The 20,240-nt window shown below is 45.8% G+C and carries 14 protein-coding genes and 1 pseudogene; 10 read left to right on the plus strand and 5 right to left on the minus strand.

The features are described from left to right. Positions 1-29: 29 nt before the first annotated feature. Both R7035_RS11235 and R7035_RS11240 read right to left on the minus strand, forming a co-directional pair. Positions 30-209, minus strand: a pseudogene (locus R7035_RS11235) (CG2 omega domain protein); the annotation flags it as partial. A gap of 167 nt (positions 210-376) precedes the next feature. Further along, on the minus strand, positions 377-3,154 hold the full coding sequence (locus R7035_RS11240; RefSeq protein WP_086046947.1) for an insulinase family protein: 2,778 nt from the start codon (positions 3,152-3,154) through the stop codon (positions 377-379). A 374-nt stretch (positions 3,155-3,528) separates the two neighbouring features. Between R7035_RS11240 and sixA the strand changes: the two genes are divergently transcribed. After that, positions 3,529-3,993: a phosphohistidine phosphatase SixA gene (sixA, locus tag R7035_RS11245; protein WP_005380537.1), complete on the plus strand. Its 465-nt coding sequence runs from the start codon at positions 3,529-3,531 to the stop codon at positions 3,991-3,993. 96 nt (positions 3,994-4,089) lie between these two features. Here sixA and smrB read toward each other — a convergent pair whose 3' ends face one another. After that, entirely contained in the window at positions 4,090-4,620 is a 531-nt protein-coding gene (gene smrB, locus R7035_RS11250; RefSeq protein WP_005380539.1) for an endonuclease SmrB, read from the minus strand. 62 nt (positions 4,621-4,682) lie between these two features. On the opposite strand from smrB, the gene prmB reads away from it, so the two are divergent. Both prmB and aroC read left to right on the plus strand, forming a co-directional pair. Next, a complete protein-coding gene (gene prmB, locus R7035_RS11255; protein ID WP_005380541.1) occupies positions 4,683-5,615 on the plus strand; it encodes a 50S ribosomal protein L3 N(5)-glutamine methyltransferase in 933 nt (310 codons plus the stop codon). A 181-nt stretch (positions 5,616-5,796) separates the two neighbouring features. Continuing rightward, entirely contained in the window at positions 5,797-6,882 is a 1,086-nt protein-coding gene (aroC, locus tag R7035_RS11260; protein WP_033907375.1) for a chorismate synthase, read from the plus strand. 223 nt (positions 6,883-7,105) lie between these two features. On the opposite strand, the gene R7035_RS11265 is transcribed toward aroC, so the two are convergent. Beyond that, a complete protein-coding gene (locus R7035_RS11265) occupies positions 7,106-7,729 on the minus strand; it encodes a trimeric intracellular cation channel family protein (RefSeq protein WP_005380544.1) in 624 nt (207 codons plus the stop codon). Between the two features lie 332 nt (positions 7,730-8,061). Here R7035_RS11265 and R7035_RS11270 point away from each other — a divergent pair, with 332 nt between their 5' ends. The 3 genes from R7035_RS11270 to R7035_RS11280 all read left to right on the plus strand — a co-directional run bounded on the left by R7035_RS11270 (position 8,062) and on the right by R7035_RS11280 (position 9,552). Then, positions 8,062-8,592, plus strand: a complete 531-nt coding sequence (locus R7035_RS11270) for an elongation factor P hydroxylase (RefSeq protein WP_005380546.1) — start codon at positions 8,062-8,064, stop codon at positions 8,590-8,592. Between the two features lie 25 nt (positions 8,593-8,617). Beyond that, entirely contained in the window at positions 8,618-8,881 is a 264-nt protein-coding gene (locus R7035_RS11275) for a YfcL family protein (protein ID WP_005380548.1), read from the plus strand. Between the two features lie 146 nt (positions 8,882-9,027). Then, positions 9,028-9,552 (plus strand): NADPH-dependent FMN reductase, encoded by a 525-nt coding sequence (locus R7035_RS11280; protein ID WP_318146136.1) that lies wholly within the window; start codon positions 9,028-9,030, stop codon positions 9,550-9,552. Between the two features lie 76 nt (positions 9,553-9,628). On the opposite strand, the gene mnmC is transcribed toward R7035_RS11280, so the two are convergent. Continuing rightward, on the minus strand, positions 9,629-11,647 hold the full coding sequence (mnmC, locus tag R7035_RS11285) for a bifunctional tRNA (5-methylaminomethyl-2-thiouridine)(34)-methyltransferase MnmD/FAD-dependent 5-carboxymethylaminomethyl-2-thiouridine(34) oxidoreductase MnmC (protein WP_318146137.1): 2,019 nt from the start codon (positions 11,645-11,647) through the stop codon (positions 9,629-9,631). A gap of 128 nt (positions 11,648-11,775) precedes the next feature. Here mnmC and fabB point away from each other — a divergent pair, with 128 nt between their 5' ends. The 4 genes from fabB (at position 11,776) to R7035_RS11305 (ending at position 20,108) form a co-directional block, all read left to right on the plus strand. After that, the gene (gene fabB, locus R7035_RS11290; RefSeq protein ID WP_005380557.1) at positions 11,776-12,987 is read left to right on the plus strand and encodes a beta-ketoacyl-ACP synthase I; all 1,212 of its coding nucleotides are present in this window, start codon (positions 11,776-11,778) and stop codon (positions 12,985-12,987) included. 340 nt (positions 12,988-13,327) lie between these two features. Continuing rightward, positions 13,328-14,461 (plus strand): 4-phosphoerythronate dehydrogenase, encoded by a 1,134-nt coding sequence (locus R7035_RS11295; RefSeq protein ID WP_005380560.1) that lies wholly within the window; start codon positions 13,328-13,330, stop codon positions 14,459-14,461. Then, positions 14,458-15,471, plus strand: a complete 1,014-nt coding sequence (locus tag R7035_RS11300; RefSeq protein ID WP_005380562.1) for an aspartate-semialdehyde dehydrogenase — start codon at positions 14,458-14,460, stop codon at positions 15,469-15,471. Before R7035_RS11295 ends, R7035_RS11300 begins: the two co-directional genes overlap by 4 nt. Positions 15,472-15,668: 197 nt before the next feature. Then, entirely contained in the window at positions 15,669-20,108 is a 4,440-nt protein-coding gene (locus R7035_RS11305; protein WP_318146138.1) for a FimV/HubP family polar landmark protein, read from the plus strand. Positions 20,109-20,240 lie beyond the last annotated feature (132 nt).

Below are 20,240 nucleotides of genomic sequence, written 5' to 3' on the forward strand. Positions count from 1 at the left end.
CCTTTTTCATAAAGAAGAAATGGTTACTTCTTCTTGTCTTTATCATTCCACTGCTTTGAAGAGCAATCATCTGATTTGATGGATACATTGTCTCCGCTAAGGCGCACACAGTCGTCACTTAATTCGAAGCCATCGCCTTTGACTGAGATTTCAGCGTGAGCAGATGCCAATGGCAGTATAAGAGCCACAAGTAAAAGTGCTTTTTTCATGATTACCTCATTAAGTTATTTTTAGTGCGGTAATTAGAGCATAAGCCGCAATGGCGTAATTTCAATTTTCTGCCAATTATGGTGCCGATTCAATCTATGAGACCGACAACCTCATGGGTTTGTAGGTTCATTCTAGTAATCGACAATTTTATTTCTGTGCAACTAGATCACCCCAAGCCGCAATCTTTTGGCCGAAGTTGGAACTCTTCAATCGATCCTATTTCTTGTCCTAGATGGATGCGCGGAGCCTCCGAATGCGCTTGACCTTGAGAGTGCATGATCAAACGATTTGCAGTACGAGGTTTCAATTCGTTCACAACGAAGCGAATCATGTCTGCGCGCGTCAGCTTCTTCAACTCCGCAAGTACCTTGTCACGTTGGTTAAACTCAGTGTCTTTGTTTCCTATCGCAACCCAAAGACGTTGAGCCCGACCTCGAAGTGTGGTGTCCGGCGTTGCTATTTGGTTCCACAAGCCGCGCTTACTGCTGTGCCATTGGTAATCGTTTAACTCTAACAACACCATATAAAAGGCATTTAAAAACTCATCGATTGAGGTAACCAGCTCGGCAGGTGCTGCATTAGGTGACTGCACATATAGTACAATACCAGGGTGACGATTTAGCGGCATATTGCCAGTGCCTACCATGTAACCTAATTGCTGCTTGGTACGGATTTCGTGGAAAAACGTTGCCGACATAAGGTGATTGGCCAATGAGTATAGCGCGATACTACGAGGCTCAATATCCTCGCACTGGTGGTAAATAACGACCGCGGAATCTTGCTGGTTACAATGCACCTCACGTTGAAAACTGCCATTTTTACCTAGCATAATGAGCGGGCGAAGTGCCTCTTCATAACGTTGCTCGTTAACTCTTAGAGCATCCTTCAAGGTCGTAGCCATGTCATGGGCTTGCTGGCGTTGCCAGTCTCCGTAAACAAACATTTCAACGTGCAGTTCTGCAAGAATGGATTCTACGAATACCGAGAGTTCATCGACTTCGATTTCTTCTAGCGCTTCGACTAAGGTTGCGAAAGGCGGGTTATTGGGTTGAAGTAACCCCGTAAGTGCGTTAAACAGCTGCGAAATAGGGCGATCTTGTGAAGCATTTCTCCAGTTTCGTAACAGTTGTTGTTTGATGGTTTCAAAGCGAGCAGGGCTGAAATCTCGAGAAGCAAAACGGTGCAGAATCATTTCTAGCAACTGAGGCAGCTTTTGACTGAACCCTGAGAGGGTTAAGGTCACGCCACCTTGGTGAGCGTACATGTTGTAACCCATCCCTGCGATTTCTGCTTGATAGGTTTCTTTTGCTAGCGAATCGAGGAACATCTCTACACATAAGCGCGTTTTGACGATGTTCTTTGGTGATGCAACGGCATGAGAGCTGTCGATAGCGACATAAACGACACCTTTAGGCACGCGAAATTCGTCATCTTGCAAATGCCACAGCCGAAACCCTTCGAGATCCTCAATCAACTCTGGCAGCGAATCACCATTTTCGAGTGGCATGGGGTCGAGGTCGTAGCAAATATAAGGGTTCTTTTTCGGTAAGACGAATTGCCAGCTTGGGTCGATTTGTTGATAGAAACGACGTTGGTCTTCACTAAAAGGTGTGACGGAGTACGGGGTAAAGTACCATTCGGCAGTACGGTTGTATTCCAGGCCTTTAGCAATCAAAGTGACGCGTACATTATCGATGGTTAAGTATCGCAGCAATGAACGCTGTAACTCCTCATCGTAGCCCGCCATTTTGTAGTCACCATAAACCGTGTCTTCCGGTTGATAGTGCTGCATGTTGATCACCAGATGGCTGACGAGATCCATTGGGCGCGATGGCTCTTGGAAGCGGAAAGCCGATTCTAATACCGCTTGTTTTTCGAGATAGCGCCATTCATCTAACCCGTCTTGTTTGATCATCGAGAGGTATTGAAAAACTGCTTGAACGATATCATCAACATGATCTAAGCCGTTTGGCGTCAGGGTGCAGCTTACGGTAAAGTCTCGGTAGTTACTGCCACTCGCGCCGCCGCCCGCTGAGAGAGAAGTAATCCAGCCTTTTTCTTTGAGTTGAAGCATCAAACTGCCTTCTCCTTCATAACCCAACAGGTGAGCAAAGTAGGAGAGTGGCTTCACGCTATAATGCGCATCCATTCCCGGCATGGGGAATGTGAGAATCAGTTTACGGAACTCTTTGAGCGGCTCGACTTGAACCAAAATGCCCGTGCTTTCCTCAGTGCCGATCGGTACATCAATCGATTTTCCACGAAGATGGTGATTTGGGATGTCGGCAAACATGGCTTCTACCCAAGCTTGCTGTTCATCGAGCGGCTGTGGCCCAAATAGAGTCAGTGTCATCAAATCGGCGGAATACTGAGAGTGGTGAAACTCCACAATTTCGTCGCGGATGGATTTACCATCTCGGTCGCCAAGAGTATCTAAGTTTCCGACAGAGAATTTTGAAAACGGGTGCTCTGGATTGATGACTTCTTTGTTAACTTGATACAGGCGACGAGAATCATCATTGAGTTTGAGCTTGTATTCGGAGTCGACAGCCTGGCGTTCTTTGTCTAATGCTTCTTCGTTAAACAAAGGTGCGGTAAAAAATTGGCTAAATCGATCTAAGGCACTTTCAAAGGCATTTGGAGCAATATTGAAAAAGAAACAAGTGTGCTCTGTACCAGTCCAAGCGTTGTTTGTTCCACCGTGTTGGCTAATATAGCTTTGAAACTCGCCCACTTTAGGGTATTTTTCCGTACCCAAAAAAAGCATGTGTTCTAAATAGTGTGCCAGACCTTGGCGATCGTTTGGGTCGTCGAAGTGTCCAACGTTCACTGCCAGAGCAGCTGCCGACTGTTGAGCTGTATCGGAATGAATCAGCAGTACACGCAGTTCATTGCTCAAGGTAATGTAGCGGTATTGATTTGAATCGTTAGGACTTAGATGCACGATGCGTCTCCAGATTTCGCATTACAGTAATTTAGGCTCCCCTCGCGGGGGGCGCAAAGTTTGCGTTTCGACAAATACTGCTTGCCGTATTTTTGTTATTCGTAGACTTCTGCACAGGCCCATCGCGTTTGCGTATGGGGAAGAACTGTTTGAGTGAATGCTCTGAACTCATTGCACAGTTAAATAGTGTGATGAACTGAGTACATTCTTTTAATAGATTGTTAAGAAAGTCGCTATCTTTAACAAGCTAATTGGTATAATGAACAGATAATTATATCAGTATTTTTGTTTCGTCATTGTTAAAGTTAGCCCCGTCTATCTAATAAAGATAGCAGTCAACCTTTTGGTAGCGTTAGCTATCCCTAGGAAATAACATGAAAATATTCATCATGCGTCACGGTGAAGCCGAGCATTTTGCAGATTCAGACGCAGCACGACAATTGACCCCAAGAGGCAGAGTCGAATCAGAAGCGGTTGCTAGAGCCTGTAAAGAACAGGGGTTTGCGCAATTCGATAAAGTGTTGGTGAGTCCGTACATTAGAGCTCAACAAACTTGGCAAGAGATCAGTGCGTATTTCTCTGCAAAAAGCATTGAAACTTGTGAAGATATTACACCTTATGGCCAGTCCGAGCATGTCTTCGATTTCGCAAGTGCGTTAATCGAAGTCGAACAATTGGACTCGCTTTTGTTCGTATCGCATTTGCCTTTGGTCGGTTATCTGACTTCAGAGTTTGTAAAAGACATGACACCACCGATGTTTCCTACATCAGGGCTAGTGTGCATTGAATATGATTTACAAACACAAAATGGTGAAGTGCTTTGGCATATTACGCCATAAGTGTCTAAACCAAAATAAGCGTTTGCAAATTAGAGACAGAATAAGAAAGGCAGGAGATCCCTGCCTTTTCGTTTCGTCGTGTCTACAGCAAGCCTGTTACTTTTCAGGAATAGAAAGCAACACTAACAACGCACCATCACCACCAAATTCTAGTGGCGCTTGGTGAAAAGCCATAACGTCAGGATGCTGTGCTAACCAAAGTGGGGCTTTCTGTTTCAGGATGTGTTTCCCAATACCATGTTGCACACACGCACAATGAATCTCGTTTTTGATGCAATAGGCTATCATCGCACCAAGCTCGCGTTTTGCTTCTTGCTGTGTCATGCCGTGCATATCGAGGAACACGTCCGGTACATACACGCCACGACGTAGACGTTTGACTTCATAAGTGGAGACGTCGTCACGTGCATAACGAGTTGGACCTTCATCGTTTAATAGAGGGACAAACTCGTCTGAAAAGTAAAATTCAGAGTCACTCGCTTCACGGTTGGAGCGCTTGATTTCTTTTTGCTTAGTATTTTTTTTTGGTTGCTGGATTATGGTATCCTGTCGCAACTTTTTTACGCCCTGTACTGCTTCCTGAAACAAGGCGAAATCGTCATCGTTCTCGGTGTCTTTTTTGCTCATTAGGTAAACAATTTCATTAATAAACTTTATTGGCAGTATTGTAGCGCTTTTCGGAGGCAATTTTGGATAAGATTTTTGTAGAAGAAGCGGTATCGGAACTGCATACCCTTCAAGATATGATTCGTTGGACGGTAAGCCGCTTTAATGCAGCGAACCTGTTTTACGGTCATGGTACTGATAATGCGTGGGATGAAGCTGTTCAGCTTATCCTGCCAACCTTATACTTGCCGATTGATGTGCCTCCGCACGTATTGAACTCTCGCCTAACGACAAGCGAGCGTCTGCGTATTGTTGAGCGCGTAGTAAAACGCATCAACGAGCGTACGCCAACAGCATACCTAACAAACAAAGCATGGTTCTGCGGTCTTGAGTTCTTCGTCGATGAGCGTGTACTTGTGCCACGTTCTCCTATCGGCGAATTGATTCAAGCGGAATTCCAACCTTGGTTGGTGGAAGAACCTACGCGCATCATGGACCTATGTACGGGTTCTGGTTGTATCGCGATTGCTTGTGCGCACGCTTTCCCTGAAGCAGAAGTGGATGCGATCGACATCTCTACAGATGCTCTACAAGTGGCTGAGCAAAACGTACAAGATCACGGCATGGAGCAGCAAGTGTTCCCAATTCGCTCTGATTTGTTCCGTGATCTTCCAAAAGAGAAATACAATCTAATCGTGTCTAACCCACCATATGTGGATGAAGAAGACATGAACAGCCTGCCAGATGAGTTCACGCATGAGCCTGAGCTTGGTTTAGCTGCGGGTACGGATGGTCTAAAACTAGTGCGTCGTATTCTTGCTAACGCGCCAGATTATCTAACAGATAACGGCATTCTTATTTGTGAAGTTGGCAACTCAATGATTCATATGATGGAACAGTACCCAGAGATTCCATTTACTTGGATTGAGTTCGAGAACGGCGGTCATGGCGTATTTATGCTAACGCGTGACCAGCTGGTTGAGTGTGCAGAAGAGTTTAAACTGTACAAAGACTAATAGAGTCTTGCACTAAACATCAAAACACCGAGCTTTATGCTCGGTGTTTTTTTTATGCATACCTCGCCGATATTAACTCTTTACATCAAAACGTAATAAAGCCACTATGAATCCACGAAGAATTGGAAAGCAGCTATGCTCTGTTTTGAGAGAGCGTGGCGATAAAAAACTTGAGGAAGTAATGGCAGGAAACAGTATCGGACAACATTTCCGAGTGACGACATTCGGGGAAAGTCACGGTATCGCACTGGGATGTATCGTAGACGGATGTCCTCCGGGGTTGGAAATTACAGAAGCAGATCTACAAATCGATCTCGACCGCCGTCGTCCAGGCACATCACGTTACACCACACAACGTCGTGAACCGGATGAAGTTAAAATTCTTTCTGGCGTTTTTGAAGGCAAAACCACGGGCACATCGATCGGTTTGCTAATTGAAAACACCGATCAGCGCTCAAAAGACTACTCTGACATCAAAGATAAGTTCAGACCGGGTCATGCTGATTACACTTACCACCAAAAATACGGCATCCGCGACTATCGCGGTGGCGGCCGTTCTTCAGCTCGTGAAACCGCAATGCGTGTGGCGGCTGGTGCAATCGCGAAGAAATACTTAAAAGATGAGTTTGGTGTTGAGATTCGTGCTTACTTGTCACAAATGGGTGATGTATCTATCGACAAGGTAGATTGGAGCGAAATCGAGAACAATGCATTCTTCTGCCCTGATGCTGACAAAGTAGAAGCATTTGACCAACTTATCCGTGACCTGAAAAAAGAAGGCGACTCTATTGGCGCAAAAATCCAGGTTGTGGCAACTAACGTGCCTGTTGGTCTCGGGGAACCCGTATTTGACCGTCTGGATGCAGACATCGCGCACGCACTAATGAGCATCAACGCGGTGAAAGGCGTAGAAATCGGAGACGGTTTCGAGGTGGTAAACCAAAAAGGCAGTCAGCACCGTGATACGCTTGCTCCTGAAGGTTTTGGTAGTAATCATGCGGGTGGCATTCTTGGTGGTATCTCGACTGGTCAAGACATTGTCGCTAACATTGCGCTTAAGCCAACATCAAGTATCACTGTGCCGGGTGAGACCATCACAAAAGAAGGTGAACCAACTCAGTTGATCACCAAAGGTCGTCATGACCCATGTGTGGGTATTCGTGCTGTGCCTATCGCAGAAGCGATGCTGGCAATTGTGGTGATGGATCATTTACTACGCCACCGTGGTCAAAACCATGGCGTAACAACTGAAACACCGAAGATTTAAGAGCTTTGTGTCATTCCAGCGAGCTATAGCGAGACTAGGAATCTAATTTCAGCGCGATGAAAAGAGAAAGAAACATCTCTGACAACAGAGTGCTCGGATAATAGATCCTGAATCATGCTCCTTCGTCGCTGTTCAGGATGACTGAATATAAAATTATGCCACTCACTGAATCGCGGGTGGCACAATTTTATCAGGCAACCTCTTTTGTTTAAGTAGTTTTTGCTTAATGAATCGAGCCTTCGGTTTCCAAATGGAAAGAAGGCAGACGCCACTTAAAGCGTACCGCAGCCATACGCAACATGTAACCAGTAACCAGTGTAATAATAGTGGCAGTGACATCGGGAACATTGAATTCTAATAGCGCTAAGTACATTCCTGATGCGATAAGAGCGACAGAAGCGTAAAGCTCTTCATGCAGTACCAATGGTGTTTGGCGACAGATTAAGTCGCGAAGTAGCCCACCGAATACACCAGTTACTAACGCTGAAACCATACAAATACCAGGGTGCAAGCCCATGCCCATCGCAATTTTTGTTCCGATGATACTAAACACGATTAAACCTAATGCATCGAGGCGAATGAACAGACCTTTCAGCTTAATCACCCATTTCGCTAAACCTGTTGTTAGCACACCTGCAACACACGTAATTGCAAGGAACTCTGGGTTTTTTACCCAACCAAGAGGGTAGTGGCCTAATAGAATGTCACGTACGGTGCCACCACCAATGGCCGTTGCGCTGGCCACCAACATAACACCAAACCAGTCCATCTTTCTTCTACCAGCACTTAACGCACCTGTCATGGCTTCAGCCGTGATACCAATGATATACAACACACTTAGCAACATAGGGAAACACTCAACGTAAAAAGTCACTACGTTCTACGAGAATCAGCGTAGGCGAAGTAACAACACTTACAAACGGTTCTATCTCTCTTAAAAAGTGATTAAAACCAGCAACATGCTTGTAATCAAACGGCTTAAAAATAGCGGTTTGAACGGCATCAAAATAAGGCGAGAGTGTAGTGGTAAATAAGTACGCTGACGAATGAGAAATTGTATGGAGAAAGCGATGTTCAGATAAATTCAACTAATAACCAAAAATGTGGGGTTGCCTTTACCTCATAGCTAAAAACAGCGACAATATGCAGCGCATGTCAAACTGAAGTACAAACTCGACGATGACCCACGAATACCAAGACTTAATCACCATTTTTAATGACACCTTTTTAGAACAATTTAATACGAAATTAGAGTTAGGTGGTGATGAGCCTATTTATCTTCCTGCTGATGATGAACACCCTCATCATCGGATTATTTTTGCTCGGGGTTTTTACGCCTCTGCTTTACACGAGATTTCGCATTGGTGTGTGGCTGGTCCAGAGCGTCGTTTGCTGGAAGATTTTGGCTATTGGTATGAACCCGATGGGCGAACAGCAGAAGTTCAAGCGGAGTTTGAGAAAGTTGAAGTGCGACCTCAAGCTTATGAATGGATTCTGGCACAAAGCGCTGGCTTCCCTTTTACGGTGAGTTGTGACAATCTACACGGCGATTTTGAACCAGATAGGCTCGGCTTTATGAAAAAAGTGCATAAAGAAGTGCTAGGTATTTTGGACGTTGGCTTGCCTTTGCGAGTGAAAATGCTTTCTGATGCCCTGCGCGCATTTTATCAAACTAAGCCACTGGAAGCGTCGGACTTTTGCGTTAAATAACCACTAATAACCTCAGAGATACACCATGATTATTGAATTTGAAGAAAAACTACTGGAACTGATTGATGCTCGAATTGAAACAGCATCTGACGATGAATTGTTTGCTGGTGGTTATTTACGTGGTCACATCTCTTTATCCGCGGCGTCTTGTGAAGAAGAAGGGATTAGCGATATTACTGAGCTGAAGTCACGCATTGAGAGCAGCTTAGAAGATGCGCGTACCGAGTTAAGCCCGGCCGATCGCGTGATTGTCAGTGATTTGTGGCAAGAGCTCCAGGCTCAGGCTTAATCCCTAAGCAGCGTTCTCCCTTTATTTAATCCTAGTCATTTACTACTTCGAAAAATTCGAACCTCTCCATAAAATTTTTGTGGTTGTAGCGAAACTGTTCAACTTTTATTCTGATCAGCATAAAACGTGAACAAAGGATTACAACCATGAAAATTGTCGCATTTGGTGCATCTACCAGCTCTACCTCAATCAACAAACTACTTGCTACATACGCAGCAAATCAAGTCGAAGGCGCTCAAGTGAATGTTCTAGACTTAAACGATTATCAAGCGCCAATGTTTAGCGAGGACAAAGAGAAAGAAATAGGTCAAGCTGAAGGGGCTGTCGCGTTTTTACGTGACTTGGCGGAGGCTGACGCTCTCGTTGTTTCCTTCGTAGAGCACAACGGTTCGTACCCAGCGGCCTATAAAAACTTGTTCGATTGGGCGACGCGCATTGAGCGTAATGTATTTCAAAACAAACCTGTCGTTTATTTAGCAACTTCCCCAGGTCCCGGTGGTGCACAAAGTGTTCTTGCGGCGGCGACAGGTTCTGCACAATTTTTTGGCGCGGATGTAAAGGCATCGTTATCGGTGCCGAGCTTCTACGAAAATTTTGACGTGGAATCGGGTAAGGTTGTAAACCCAGAAGTGGCAGAGCAAGTGAAACAGGCAGTTGCACTGCTGAAGTAATCTCAGTACGAGCAACTTAGTGAGTTAGCGATTCCCGACACGTATCTGTGTCGGGAATTAAAACGAGAGAATACTCTTACAGCTCGGTAATGGCTTTGCCTTTTCTTAGTTTACGAACCCACATTCGACTTGGGTGAAGTTCGGTTAATACATCAACAGGTAATGGCAGCGGGTCCCCACAGATCTGGGAGGCCAACACTTCAGCTAATAGTGGTGCAGAGCTCAGTCCACGAGATCCTAAACCTAAGAAGCAGAATAGGTTAGGGTACTGATGAATGGTTTCTACCTCTTCTGCTTTTTGATTTTGTAAGTTGGCGTATTGCGTTTTGATCGTCTCAAAGTCACCCACATTTCCGACAAATGGTAAGTGATCTCGGCTAACACAACGAATACCTTGGCGAGATTGATTACCAGTGATATCTACCTCTTTTGCCCATGTTTGATTCGGTACACATTTCACTAGCTTTTCCGCATTATCTTTTTGGGCGTTTTCATCAAATTCGTAGTCAAGGTGACTGCGGTCGTAGCTTGCACCGATACACAAGTGTTGATTACTTGGGTTAACAGGTGTCATGTAACCGTCGTAACACAACACCGTTTTCAGCTGACTCAGCGTTTCGGTTGCTGGCGCATGACTGACTTGTCCTTTCACTTGTCCCATTGGTAGGGAAGCGGTTTGACTCAATGTCTGGAACTCATGGCCGTTCGCAATCACAACCGTTGAGTGCTCAAATGTTTGACCACTCGCCGTTAGTAGCCAGAGCTGACGCTTTTCATCCCAATCTAATGCCTCAACATGGTGTTCAAACTTCGTTGAGAGTAACGACGTCTGCTCCAATTGTTTAATTAACCCACGAGTTAACTCGGCAGGGCACAGCCACCCTCCCATTGGGTAGTGCACAGATGCCATATCAATAGGTAACCCGATAGTGTTCGCAGTCTCCTCGGCGGACAGCTTGTGAATGAGCTCTGGTGTGAAGTTACCCGCAAGTATTTTCTCCAGTTTGTCTGTGGATTTGTCATCCCACATCAACTGAGTCACGCCACACCAGTCATGATCAAAATCGATCTCTTGTGCTGCTTGTTCAACAAACTGACGTGCGAACAAAAATGCAGGAGCAAACACTCGTGAAACACCCGTGTGCGGGCCATTAAGCAGTGGATAAACGGCTCCTTGTCGATTGCCTGAAGCTCCTTTGGCTGGTTGTTTGTCTTTACAGTAAAGGGTGACGTTTTGGCCACGACGAACTAACGTTTTCGCTAACGCCGCGCTGGCTATACCACCACCAATGATGGCTATCGAATCAAGATTGCTAGATGCTGTGCGATTGAACCAAGGGAGATGGTTCGACTGCTTTTCACGTTGCTCCATAGAGCCGGCGATCATTTCTCGTTTAGTGCCGAAACCTTTCACCTTTTTCATTGTAAAGCCAGCTTCGTTCAAACCACGACGTACAAAGCCTGCTGCGGTAAACGTGGCAACTGTACAATCTTGCTTGGCTAGCTTTGCCATGTTGTTGAACAGGCCTTGGTTCCACATCTCTAGGTTTTTGCTTGGCGCGAATCCATCTAAGAACCAAGCATCAATCAAACCTTGTTCGTTGTATGGGACTTGCGGCATGCAGTCTTTAATGTCACCAAACCAAAGGTCGAGTGTGATTGCACCGTCTTCTAAAACAATGCGATGACACTCCGGCACAGCGGCAGGATAGTGCTTTTGTAACTTTTCCGCGTACTCAGCTAGCTCAGGCCAAGCTTCATGCGCCTTCTTTAAATCGGCTTTGCTTAATGGGTATTTTTCAAAGCTAATAAAATGCAGCTCTTTCAATGTTGCGTCCGGATGCTGACGACGAAACTCACTAAACCACTGGCATACTGCTAAGAAGTTTAATCCCGTGCCAAATCCTGTTTCACCAATGACAAAACGTCTTTGGTCAAATTCCTGCCATCTTTCTGGGAGATGATTTTGTTTTAAGAAAACGTAGCGTGTCTCTTCAAGACCGTTTACGTTAGAGAAGTAAACATCATCAAATTGGTCTGAAACCGGAGTACCAGCTTCGTTCCAACCAAGTTCTGCGTTTTTTATTGAAGTCATAATGGTGCAAATTTGTGATTTGGCGCGGTAAGAATGGGGCGATTGTACGAATTTATGGGAAAGCTGACCACTTTTGTTGACTATCTTAGTTATCATCTAGCGGATTTTTGAATTATAGGAATGTCATAATGAAACGAGTCGTAATCACCGGTATGGGTATTGTTTCAAGTATCGGTAACAACGTCGAAGAAGTTCTAGCGTCTCTTAAAGCGGGCAAATCTGGCATCACTGCATCTGAGCAGTTCAAAGAACACGGTCTTCGTTCGCAAGTATGGGGTGACCTAAAAATCAACCCGGCGGAACACATCGACCGTAAGCAGATGCGCTTTATGGGTGATGCGGCTGCTTATGCATACCTATCAATGGAGCAGGCAATCGCAGACGCTGGTCTTACAGAAGAGCAGGTTTCAAACGACCGTACCGGTATCGTTGCAGGTTCTGGCGGTGCTTCTGCATACAACCAAACGGTAGCGACAGACACGATGCGCGCCAAAGGCGTAAAGCGAGTTGGTCCTTACATGGTTCCTCGTACTATGTCTTCTACTGTTTCTGCTTGTCTTGCTACGCCATTTAAGATTCGTGGCGTGAACTACTCAATGAGCTCTGCATGTGCAACATCTGCACACTGTATCGGCCATGCTATGGAGCTTATTCAACTAGGCAAACAAGATATTGTTTTTGCTGGTGGCGGCGAAGAGCTAGATTGGTCTCAAACTATGATGTTTGATGCGATGGGCGCACTGTCAACCAAATACAATGACACGCCAGACAAAGCATCTCGTACATACGATGCAGACCGTGACGGTTTTGTTATCTCGGGCGGCGGCGGCATGCTGGTTATTGAAGAACTAGAGCACGCACTGGCACGTGGTGCGAAAATCTACGGTGAAATCGTAGGTTACGGTGCGACATCAGATGGCTACGACATGGTAGCGCCATCAGGTGAAGGCGCAATTCGTTGTATGAAGATGGCGATGCAAGACGTTGATGGTGTGGATTACATCAACACGCACGGCACATCGACACCAGTTGGTGACGTGAAAGAGCTTGGTGCTATCCAACAATTGTTTGGTGAGAACAGCCCTGCAATCTCTGCAACAAAAGCAATGACTGGCCACGCACTCGGCGCAGCGGGCGTGCACGAAGCAATTTACTCAACACTTATGCTAGACAAAAACTTCATTGCTCCAAGCATCAATATTTCAAACTTGGACGAAGCAGCACAAGGTCTGGACATCGTGACAGAAGCACGTGATGCAGAGCTAACGACCGTAATGTCAAACAGCTTTGGCTTTGGCGGCACAAACGCAACTTTGGTTATTAAAAAGTACCAAGGTTAACTGAATTTGTTGGCGCCTTGCGAGAGTACTGTAAACGCCAACAATCCAGTTTCCAGAGCTTGATCAGTCACACTGATCGAACAGACGCAGACTCTATCCCATGGAGAGCGGGATAGGATCCTTTTGTTCTGGAACTTTGCCCGGCTATTTAGCCGGGCTTTTTCTTTTCTCTGTTTCTGCTTTTCTCTAGGCTTCCCGTCAATCGATTCTATAGGAGTTACCTCCTTGAGGTTTATTGGTGTTATATCTTGAGATTTTTCGGGAAAAGGGCACAATCGCTTTAGTTTCGCATCTTGCGAATAAACGAACTCTTACAAATGGATGTTAGAACGCTGGCGCTATGAAAATTATTGTTGATGAAAATATGCCGTATGCTGAAGAACTATTCAGCCAACTCGGTAACGTAATTCTAAAACCAGGTCGTACACTGACCGCCGATGATTTAGTGGATGTTGATGCCCTAATGATTCGCTCAGTCACCAAAGTGAATGCTGACCTGATCAGCAAAGCAAACAAGCTGAAGTTTGTTGGTACGGCCACGGCAGGCATGGATCATGTTGACCAAGCACTCTTAAAAGAGAAAGGCATTTTCTTCACTGCGGCGCCAGGGTGTAACAAAGTGGGTGTGGCGGAATACGCGTTCAGCGTGATGATGGTGCTCGCTCAGCAACAAGGTTTCTCGGTATTTGACAAGACGGTAGGTATTATTGGTGCAGGCCAAGTAGGTAGCTACCTAGAGAAATGTTTGAAAGGCATGGGTATTAAAGTTCTCATCAATGACCCATTCAAACAAGAGGCTGGTGATCCTCGTAGCTTTACTCCGTTGACAGAACTGATTGAAAGCTCAGACATCATTACACTACATACGCCAATCACCAAAGATGGCCCATACCCAACGCATCATTTGATTGATGAGAAGGTATTAAATGGTCTCCGCAGCGATCAAATTTTGATTAACGCGGCTCGAGGTCCCATCGTTGACAACGCTGCTTTGAAGCAACGTCTTTTGAAAAACGATGGCTTTACAGCGGCACTTGACGTATTTGAATTTGAACCAGAGGTTGATATGGAGCTTCTGCCTCTGCTAGCATTCGCAACCCCTCACGTTGCAGGCTATGGTCTGGAAGGGAAAGCTCGCGGTACGACGATGATTTTCAACAGCTATTGTGAGTTCTTAAATAACGAATTACGTGCGCATGCCAGCGATTTACTGCCAACCGCGCCTGTTCCTACTATGGTATTGGACAGAGCTTGGGACGAAGCAACACTGCATAACATAACGCAGTTAATCTATGATGTGCGTAGAGATGACGCTCTTTTCCGCCGTGAAATCAGTAAGCCAGGCGCTTTTGACCTGATGCGTAAAAACTACTGGGATCGCCGTGAATACAGCGCTGTCACGCTAGTGGGTAACAAAACATGTAACCTTGCTCCATTAGCAGAACTAGGTTTTCAGATTGAGGTAAGTCAATGAGCCAGCAATATAATGTTGCCATTTTAGGTGCGACCGGTGCGGTCGGTGAAACAATTTTGGATGTGCTTCAAGAGCGCAAATTCCCAGTAGGCGAAATCTTCCTACTCGCGAGTGAGCGCAGCGAAGGCAAGACTTACCGCTTCAATGGTAAAACGGTACGCGTTCAAAACGTAGAAGAGTTCGATTGGTCTCAAGCGCATATCGCACTGTTTTCTGCTGGTGGTGAGCTATCAGCCAAGTGGGCTCCAATTGCCGCTGATGAAGGCGTGATTGTTATCGACAATACATCACACTTCCGTTACGAGTACGACATTCCTCTTGTTGTGCCAGAAGTAAACCCAGAAGCGATTGCAGAGTTTCGTAACCGTAACATCATTGCGAACCCGAACTGTTCAACCATCCAAATGTTGGTGGCACTAAAACCAATTCACGATGCGGTGGGCATTGAGCGTATTAACGTATCAACCTACCAATCGGTATCTGGTGCAGGCAAAGCGGGTATTGATGAGCTAGCAGGTCAAACGGCGAAGCTGCTAAACGGTCTGCCTGCAGACAAGAAGCAATTCTCTCAACAGATCGCGTTTAACTGTATTCCACAAATCGATCAGATGATGGAAAACGGCTACACCAAAGAAGAAATGAAAATGGTGTGGGAAACACAGAAGATCTTTAACGATCCATCAATCACAGTCAATCCAACGTGTGTACGTGTTCCTGTATTCTACGGTCACGCAGAAGCACTTCACATTGAGACTCGTTCACCTATCGATGCACAAGAAGTTGTTAACTTGCTTGAGCAAACAGACGGTATCGAAGTGTTCCACGGTGAAGACTTCCCTACACAAGTTCGCGATGCGGGCGGTAAAGACCATGTAATGGTTGGCCGTATCCGTAACGATATCAGCCATCATAGCGGCGTAAACCTGTGGGTTGTTGCTGATAACGTGCGTAAAGGCGCGGCAACTAACGCGGTGCAAATCGCAGAAGTTCTGATCCGCGATTACTACTAAGTCGCTTACAGTTCATTTCAAAGCCTCGCACAGTGCGAGGCTTTTTTGTACGAACGAAACAAAATAGTGTGAGATTAGTACGAATATGGCGAGAGCCACACATTTTTTATTCTCAACGCTATAGTTTTGCATGCGATATCCGATATATTTAACCGATCACCATTTCAAATTGTATTTAGCACAAAACTGAGCCTTCTATGCGTCAAAATTATAAGCGTTTGTTAGCAGCCCTTGTGTTGATGAGCGCGACTCAGACATCATCAGTGGTTCAAGCCGAAGGAATTCGTCTTGTTGGACCGTCTGGTGAAGTGCAATCATCTCCGAGCTATGCTGAAGATATTGAGCGAGCATTACCTGCTCCTCCTGCGAATACTCAACCGTCACGTTTCTTTGGTCCGACTGGTGAAAATCAAACACTATGGTCGATCGCTTCAGAATTACGACCTTCACGCGGTGTTACCGTTCAACAAACGCTTCTTGCCATTTACCGAATTAACCCTCAAGCGTTTGAGAACCAAAACATTCATGAATTGATCCCAGGGAGTCGGCTACGAGTACCTTCTTTAGAGCAAGTGCAAAGCGCGACCACAGCGCAAGCTGTTGCGATTATGAAGGCGCATGAAGCTAAGTTAAAACAGCCGAAGCCGACAAATAGAGCGACGCCAGCACAACGAGTCACCGAGCAACCAAAGCCACAAATTAAAGTAGAACCCAAGTCTGCGACTAAGCCAGAGACAGTGGCAGCAACGGAGCCAAAACCAACTCCGAAAACAATACCCGTCATCCCTGCGCCACCAGTAACCACCTCTCCGCAGGGTGAAAAGCAGGTCAGTGCGCTAAAGGACAAACTTCAAGGCTCACAAAGTGAATTAGAGTCATTAGAAGAGAAGAACCATCGTCTTCGATTGATGCTGTCAGAAGTGCAAAGCGAAGTCGAAACTTTGAAAAGCGAGTTGAATGACGAAGAACGCATTCGCTCAGAAGTCGAGAAGCTGCTTGCTGAAGAGCGCCAACGCCTTGCTGAACAACAGCGCATGCAACCAAGCACCATGGACAAAATTTTGTCTAATGGTTGGCTCGTTGGTCTTGCGGCATTAATTCCTGGTGCTTTGATTGCGTTGCTAGTTGTTATGCTTCTTGGCCGACGCTCTAAAGCGAAAGAGGAAGAAGCGGCTGCGCAGGAACAGCAAAACGTTGATCCTCTTGCGGCGCCAATCGGTTTAGCGGCGGCGGATGAGCTGGATGAAGAGCTCACGCTTGATGATGAATTGTTTGCAGATGAAGATATCAACGCACAGTCTTTACAAGAAGAGAAGTCAGATTTAGAAGAAGACGTCTTTGCTAACCTCGACGATGAAGAACTTGATTTCAATCTGGAAGGGGACGATGACCCATTTGCAGATATTGGCGATGACGGTGACCTAGATGTTGGTCTGGATGAGTTTGAGTCATCGAACAATGGTATCCAAGTCAACGGCGAAGAAAAGGCGCTTGGTTTAGAAGAAATGGAGCGAGCCTTAGATGAGGTTGCTCCAGAACTAGAAGTGCTCGATGACGATGAGTCTGGCTTCGATCTTTCGGATGATGCGAATGAGAAATCAGACTCGCTTTCAGACGATGCATTTGCCGAGTTACTTGCAGCCGATGAGCCGTCAGAAGAGTTACCAAGTGACACTGTCGACCAGGATATGCTTGATGACTTGTTTGCTGAACTTGGCAACGATGACTTCGATTTAGATACTGATGAGCCTGAGTTAAAACAGCCCGTTTCGGATGATGACTTTAGTGTAGGAGAGGCATCTGACGACGATATCGATAAGCTATTGGCCCAGTATGAACAACCGGCTAGTGAATCGGAAGTTCGAGAAGCTGACGCCAATGAAGGTCCTGTTCTAGATGAAAACAGTACAGAGCTACTCGATGAACTCATTGATTTTGATGAAGATGACACAGACGAGTTTGATCCACTAAACGAGCTAGAAGCAATCTCTGGTTTTGAAGGTGATGACTCGATCGAAGAGTTAGACGCAGATAGCACAGACTTACTGGATGAACTCATTGATGATGTTACCTCTGAACTTGATGAAGAGACTGAAGCTGATTTAGATCCGTTTGATGATCTGATTCGAGAGGACGAGAGCCCAGAGCAGAATAAATCGGAAGAGGAAGAGTTACTGAAATCACTTGGTTTTGGTGAGTCAGACGCCGGCGAAAAGCCATCTTCCGTAGTTGAGTCAGAACAAACTCATGAAGATCCGGATATTGAGTCTGGGTTGGACATCGACGCTTTATTAAGTGAAAGCCAACCAGACACGCAACAAGCTGCAGAAGAGCAACCATTAACCGAGCCAGAAGCTGCTTCAGAGCCATTTAGCAGCGATGAATTTCTTGGTGATTTAGAGGACCTCTCACCAGAGAATGATCCTTTAATGAGCGAGCTAGACGACCTATTTGAGTCAGACAGTGAAGAACTTCTGCCAACAGAACAAGAAAAAGCGGATTTTTCTGCTGAACTTGACGCTCTATTTGATAGTGAAGATGACTTACCGCAGCAAGTTGAAAAAACACAAGCTGAGATAGAGGAAGCTTCATCACTACAACAAGAGGCTACCGATACTGATTCAACACAAGAACCATCCGTGGAGTCCGATGCTGAGGTACAGCCTCACGTTGAGCAAGAGGAAGACATTCCAGCCTTCACACCGACACCAAATACAATAGAAAATGAATTCGGTGTTCCACAAGAAGAAGATTGGCTACTGGATGAACCTGAATTGGAGCCGGAAACTGAGTCGACCAACGATTCAGAAGAAGAATTCAATTTTGATGAGCTAGATCTTCCAGAATTCAGCGAAGAAGATGCTCTAGCATCTATGGCTGGCGAACCTGCGTTAGAAACGTCCGAGTCCGTTGAACCAGAACAAATTGAAGCCGACTTGCCAGCTGAGTCCGAAGAAGAGTTCAATTTTGACGAGCTGGATCTTCCTGAGTTTAGTGAAGAAGACGCATTGGTGTCTATGTCGGATGAGCCGGAGTTAGAAACGTCCGAGTCTGTTAAACCAGAGCAAGTCGAAGCTGACTTACCAGCTGAGTCCGAAGAAGAGTTCAATTTTGATGAGCTGGATCTTCCAGAATTCAGTGAAGAAGACGCATTGGCGTCTATGACGGATGAGCCGGAGTTAGAAACGTCCGAGTCCGTTGAGCCAGAACAGGTTGAAGCCGACTTGCCAACTGAGTCCGAAGAAGAATTCAATTTTGATGAGCTAGATCTTCCAGAATTCAGCGAAGAAGATGCTCTAGCATCTATGGCTGGCGAACCTGCGTTAGAAATGTCCGAGTCCGTTGAGCCAGAACAGGTTGAAGCCGACTTGCCAACTGAGTCCGAAGAAGAATTCAATTTTGATGAGCTAGATTTGCCAGAGTTCAGTGAAGAAGATGCACTGGCGTCTATGGCTGGCGAACCTGCGTTAGAAACGTCCGAGTCCGTTAAGCCAGAACAAGTTGAAGCCGACTTGCCAACTGAGTCCGAAGAAGAGTTCAATTTTGATGAGCTCGATTTGCCAGAGTTCAGTGAAGAAGATGCACTGGCGTCTATGGCTGGCGGACCTGCGTTAGAAACGTCCGAGTCCGTTGAGCCAGAACAGGTTGAAGCCGACTTGCCAGCTGAGTCCGAAGAAGAGTTCAATTTTGATGAGCTCGATTTGCCAGAGTTCAGCGAAGAAGATGCCTTGGCGTCGATGGAAGAAGAGCCAGAATTACCGAGCTCTGAGACTGCAGATATAGAACCAATCTCCGGTGAGGATGAAGAGTTAAGTTTTGACGACCAAGATCTTCCAGAGTTCAATGAGGAAGATGTTCTCGCGTCAATGAACGAGGGTGCGCCAGAGAGCCCTAAGGTTGAAGCAGAGACATCGAGACCAGCTATTCAAGCCGATAACGATCATGATGCTTTGTTTGAAGTATTTGCGCAGCAAAACGGCTTTGATACTGACCCAGAAGTGCAGTCAACAGCGACAGAGGGTGAGCCGCTCAGTAATTTGGATGATGAATCATCAATGGCTAACCTTCTTGCGGAAGACGCAAACTCAGAAGTATTTGAAGGTAAACTAGACAGTGACACCATCGCAAGTGCAGGTATGGATTTTGAAACCATGCTTGATGTTGGAGATGATTGGGATGGCTTTAAACCCGCTGCTGATAACGTAAGTTCTACTGAAGAAGTGCCTGAGGACCAGCGTGATGTTTGGAATTCGAGTGATGCACTAAGTCAGCCAGAGATCGCGCAAGAAAACTGGGCAGAGCAAAGCGACTTGGATGACTTCGACCCGAAGAAAAATCAATTTATGACGATTGATGAATTGATGGCTCAGGTCGACAGAGAAGGAGGTGAGTTCGAAGAAGAAGACCTTAAGCTCGATGTCGGATTGAACGAGTTTCCAGATGTTATCGGCGAGATCGGCGATATTGACGTAGATAGCAATGCTGAAGCTGCTGGGAAACTGGATTTGGCTAAAATCTATCTCGAGATGAACGATTCTCAAGGGGCGATTAAACTACTAGAAGAGGCGATTGTTTACGGTGAGGATGATATTCGCCGCGAAGCAAAAAGCCTGATTGATGCAATTAATGGCCGATAAACTGAAACAAAAGGGTAGCGTTTGCTACCCTTTTTGTGTCCCGTTAGTATGATGCTACCTTTATATCACCCTTGGTGAAACTGGCAACTTGAGGTGACTTGAGTATATACTTCCCGCCCCATTTTAGAGTTC

Source organism: Vibrio sp. 1731, from assembly GCF_033339955.1.
GTDB classification, from domain to species: Bacteria; Pseudomonadota; Gammaproteobacteria; order Enterobacterales; family Vibrionaceae; genus Vibrio; species Vibrio alginolyticus.

Excerpts from the sequence above, each read along its gene's own strand:
- R7035_RS11280 (WP_318146136.1), top strand. The coding sequence starts at position 9,028 with ATGAAAATTGTCGCATTTGGTGCATCTACCAGCTCTACCTCAATCAAC.
- aroC (WP_033907375.1), top strand. The coding sequence starts at position 5,797 with ATGGCAGGAAACAGTATCGGACAACATTTCCGAGTGACGACATTCGGG.
- R7035_RS11270 (WP_005380546.1), top strand. The coding sequence starts at position 8,062 with ATGACCCACGAATACCAAGACTTAATCACCATTTTTAATGACACCTTT.
- R7035_RS11275 (WP_005380548.1), top strand. The coding sequence starts at position 8,618 with ATGATTATTGAATTTGAAGAAAAACTACTGGAACTGATTGATGCTCGA.
- R7035_RS11295 (WP_005380560.1), top strand. The coding sequence starts at position 13,328 with ATGAAAATTATTGTTGATGAAAATATGCCGTATGCTGAAGAACTATTC.
- sixA (WP_005380537.1), top strand. The coding sequence starts at position 3,529 with ATGAAAATATTCATCATGCGTCACGGTGAAGCCGAGCATTTTGCAGAT.
- smrB (WP_005380539.1), bottom strand. The coding sequence starts at position 4,620 with ATGAGCAAAAAAGACACCGAGAACGATGACGATTTCGCCTTGTTTCAG.
- fabB (WP_005380557.1), top strand. The coding sequence starts at position 11,776 with ATGAAACGAGTCGTAATCACCGGTATGGGTATTGTTTCAAGTATCGGT.
- R7035_RS11300 (WP_005380562.1), top strand. The coding sequence starts at position 14,458 with ATGAGCCAGCAATATAATGTTGCCATTTTAGGTGCGACCGGTGCGGTC.
- mnmC (WP_318146137.1), bottom strand. The coding sequence starts at position 11,647 with ATGACTTCAATAAAAAACGCAGAACTTGGTTGGAACGAAGCTGGTACT.
- R7035_RS11305 (WP_318146138.1), top strand. The coding sequence starts at position 15,669 with ATGCGTCAAAATTATAAGCGTTTGTTAGCAGCCCTTGTGTTGATGAGC.
- R7035_RS11265 (WP_005380544.1), bottom strand. The coding sequence starts at position 7,729 with ATGTTGCTAAGTGTGTTGTATATCATTGGTATCACGGCTGAAGCCATG.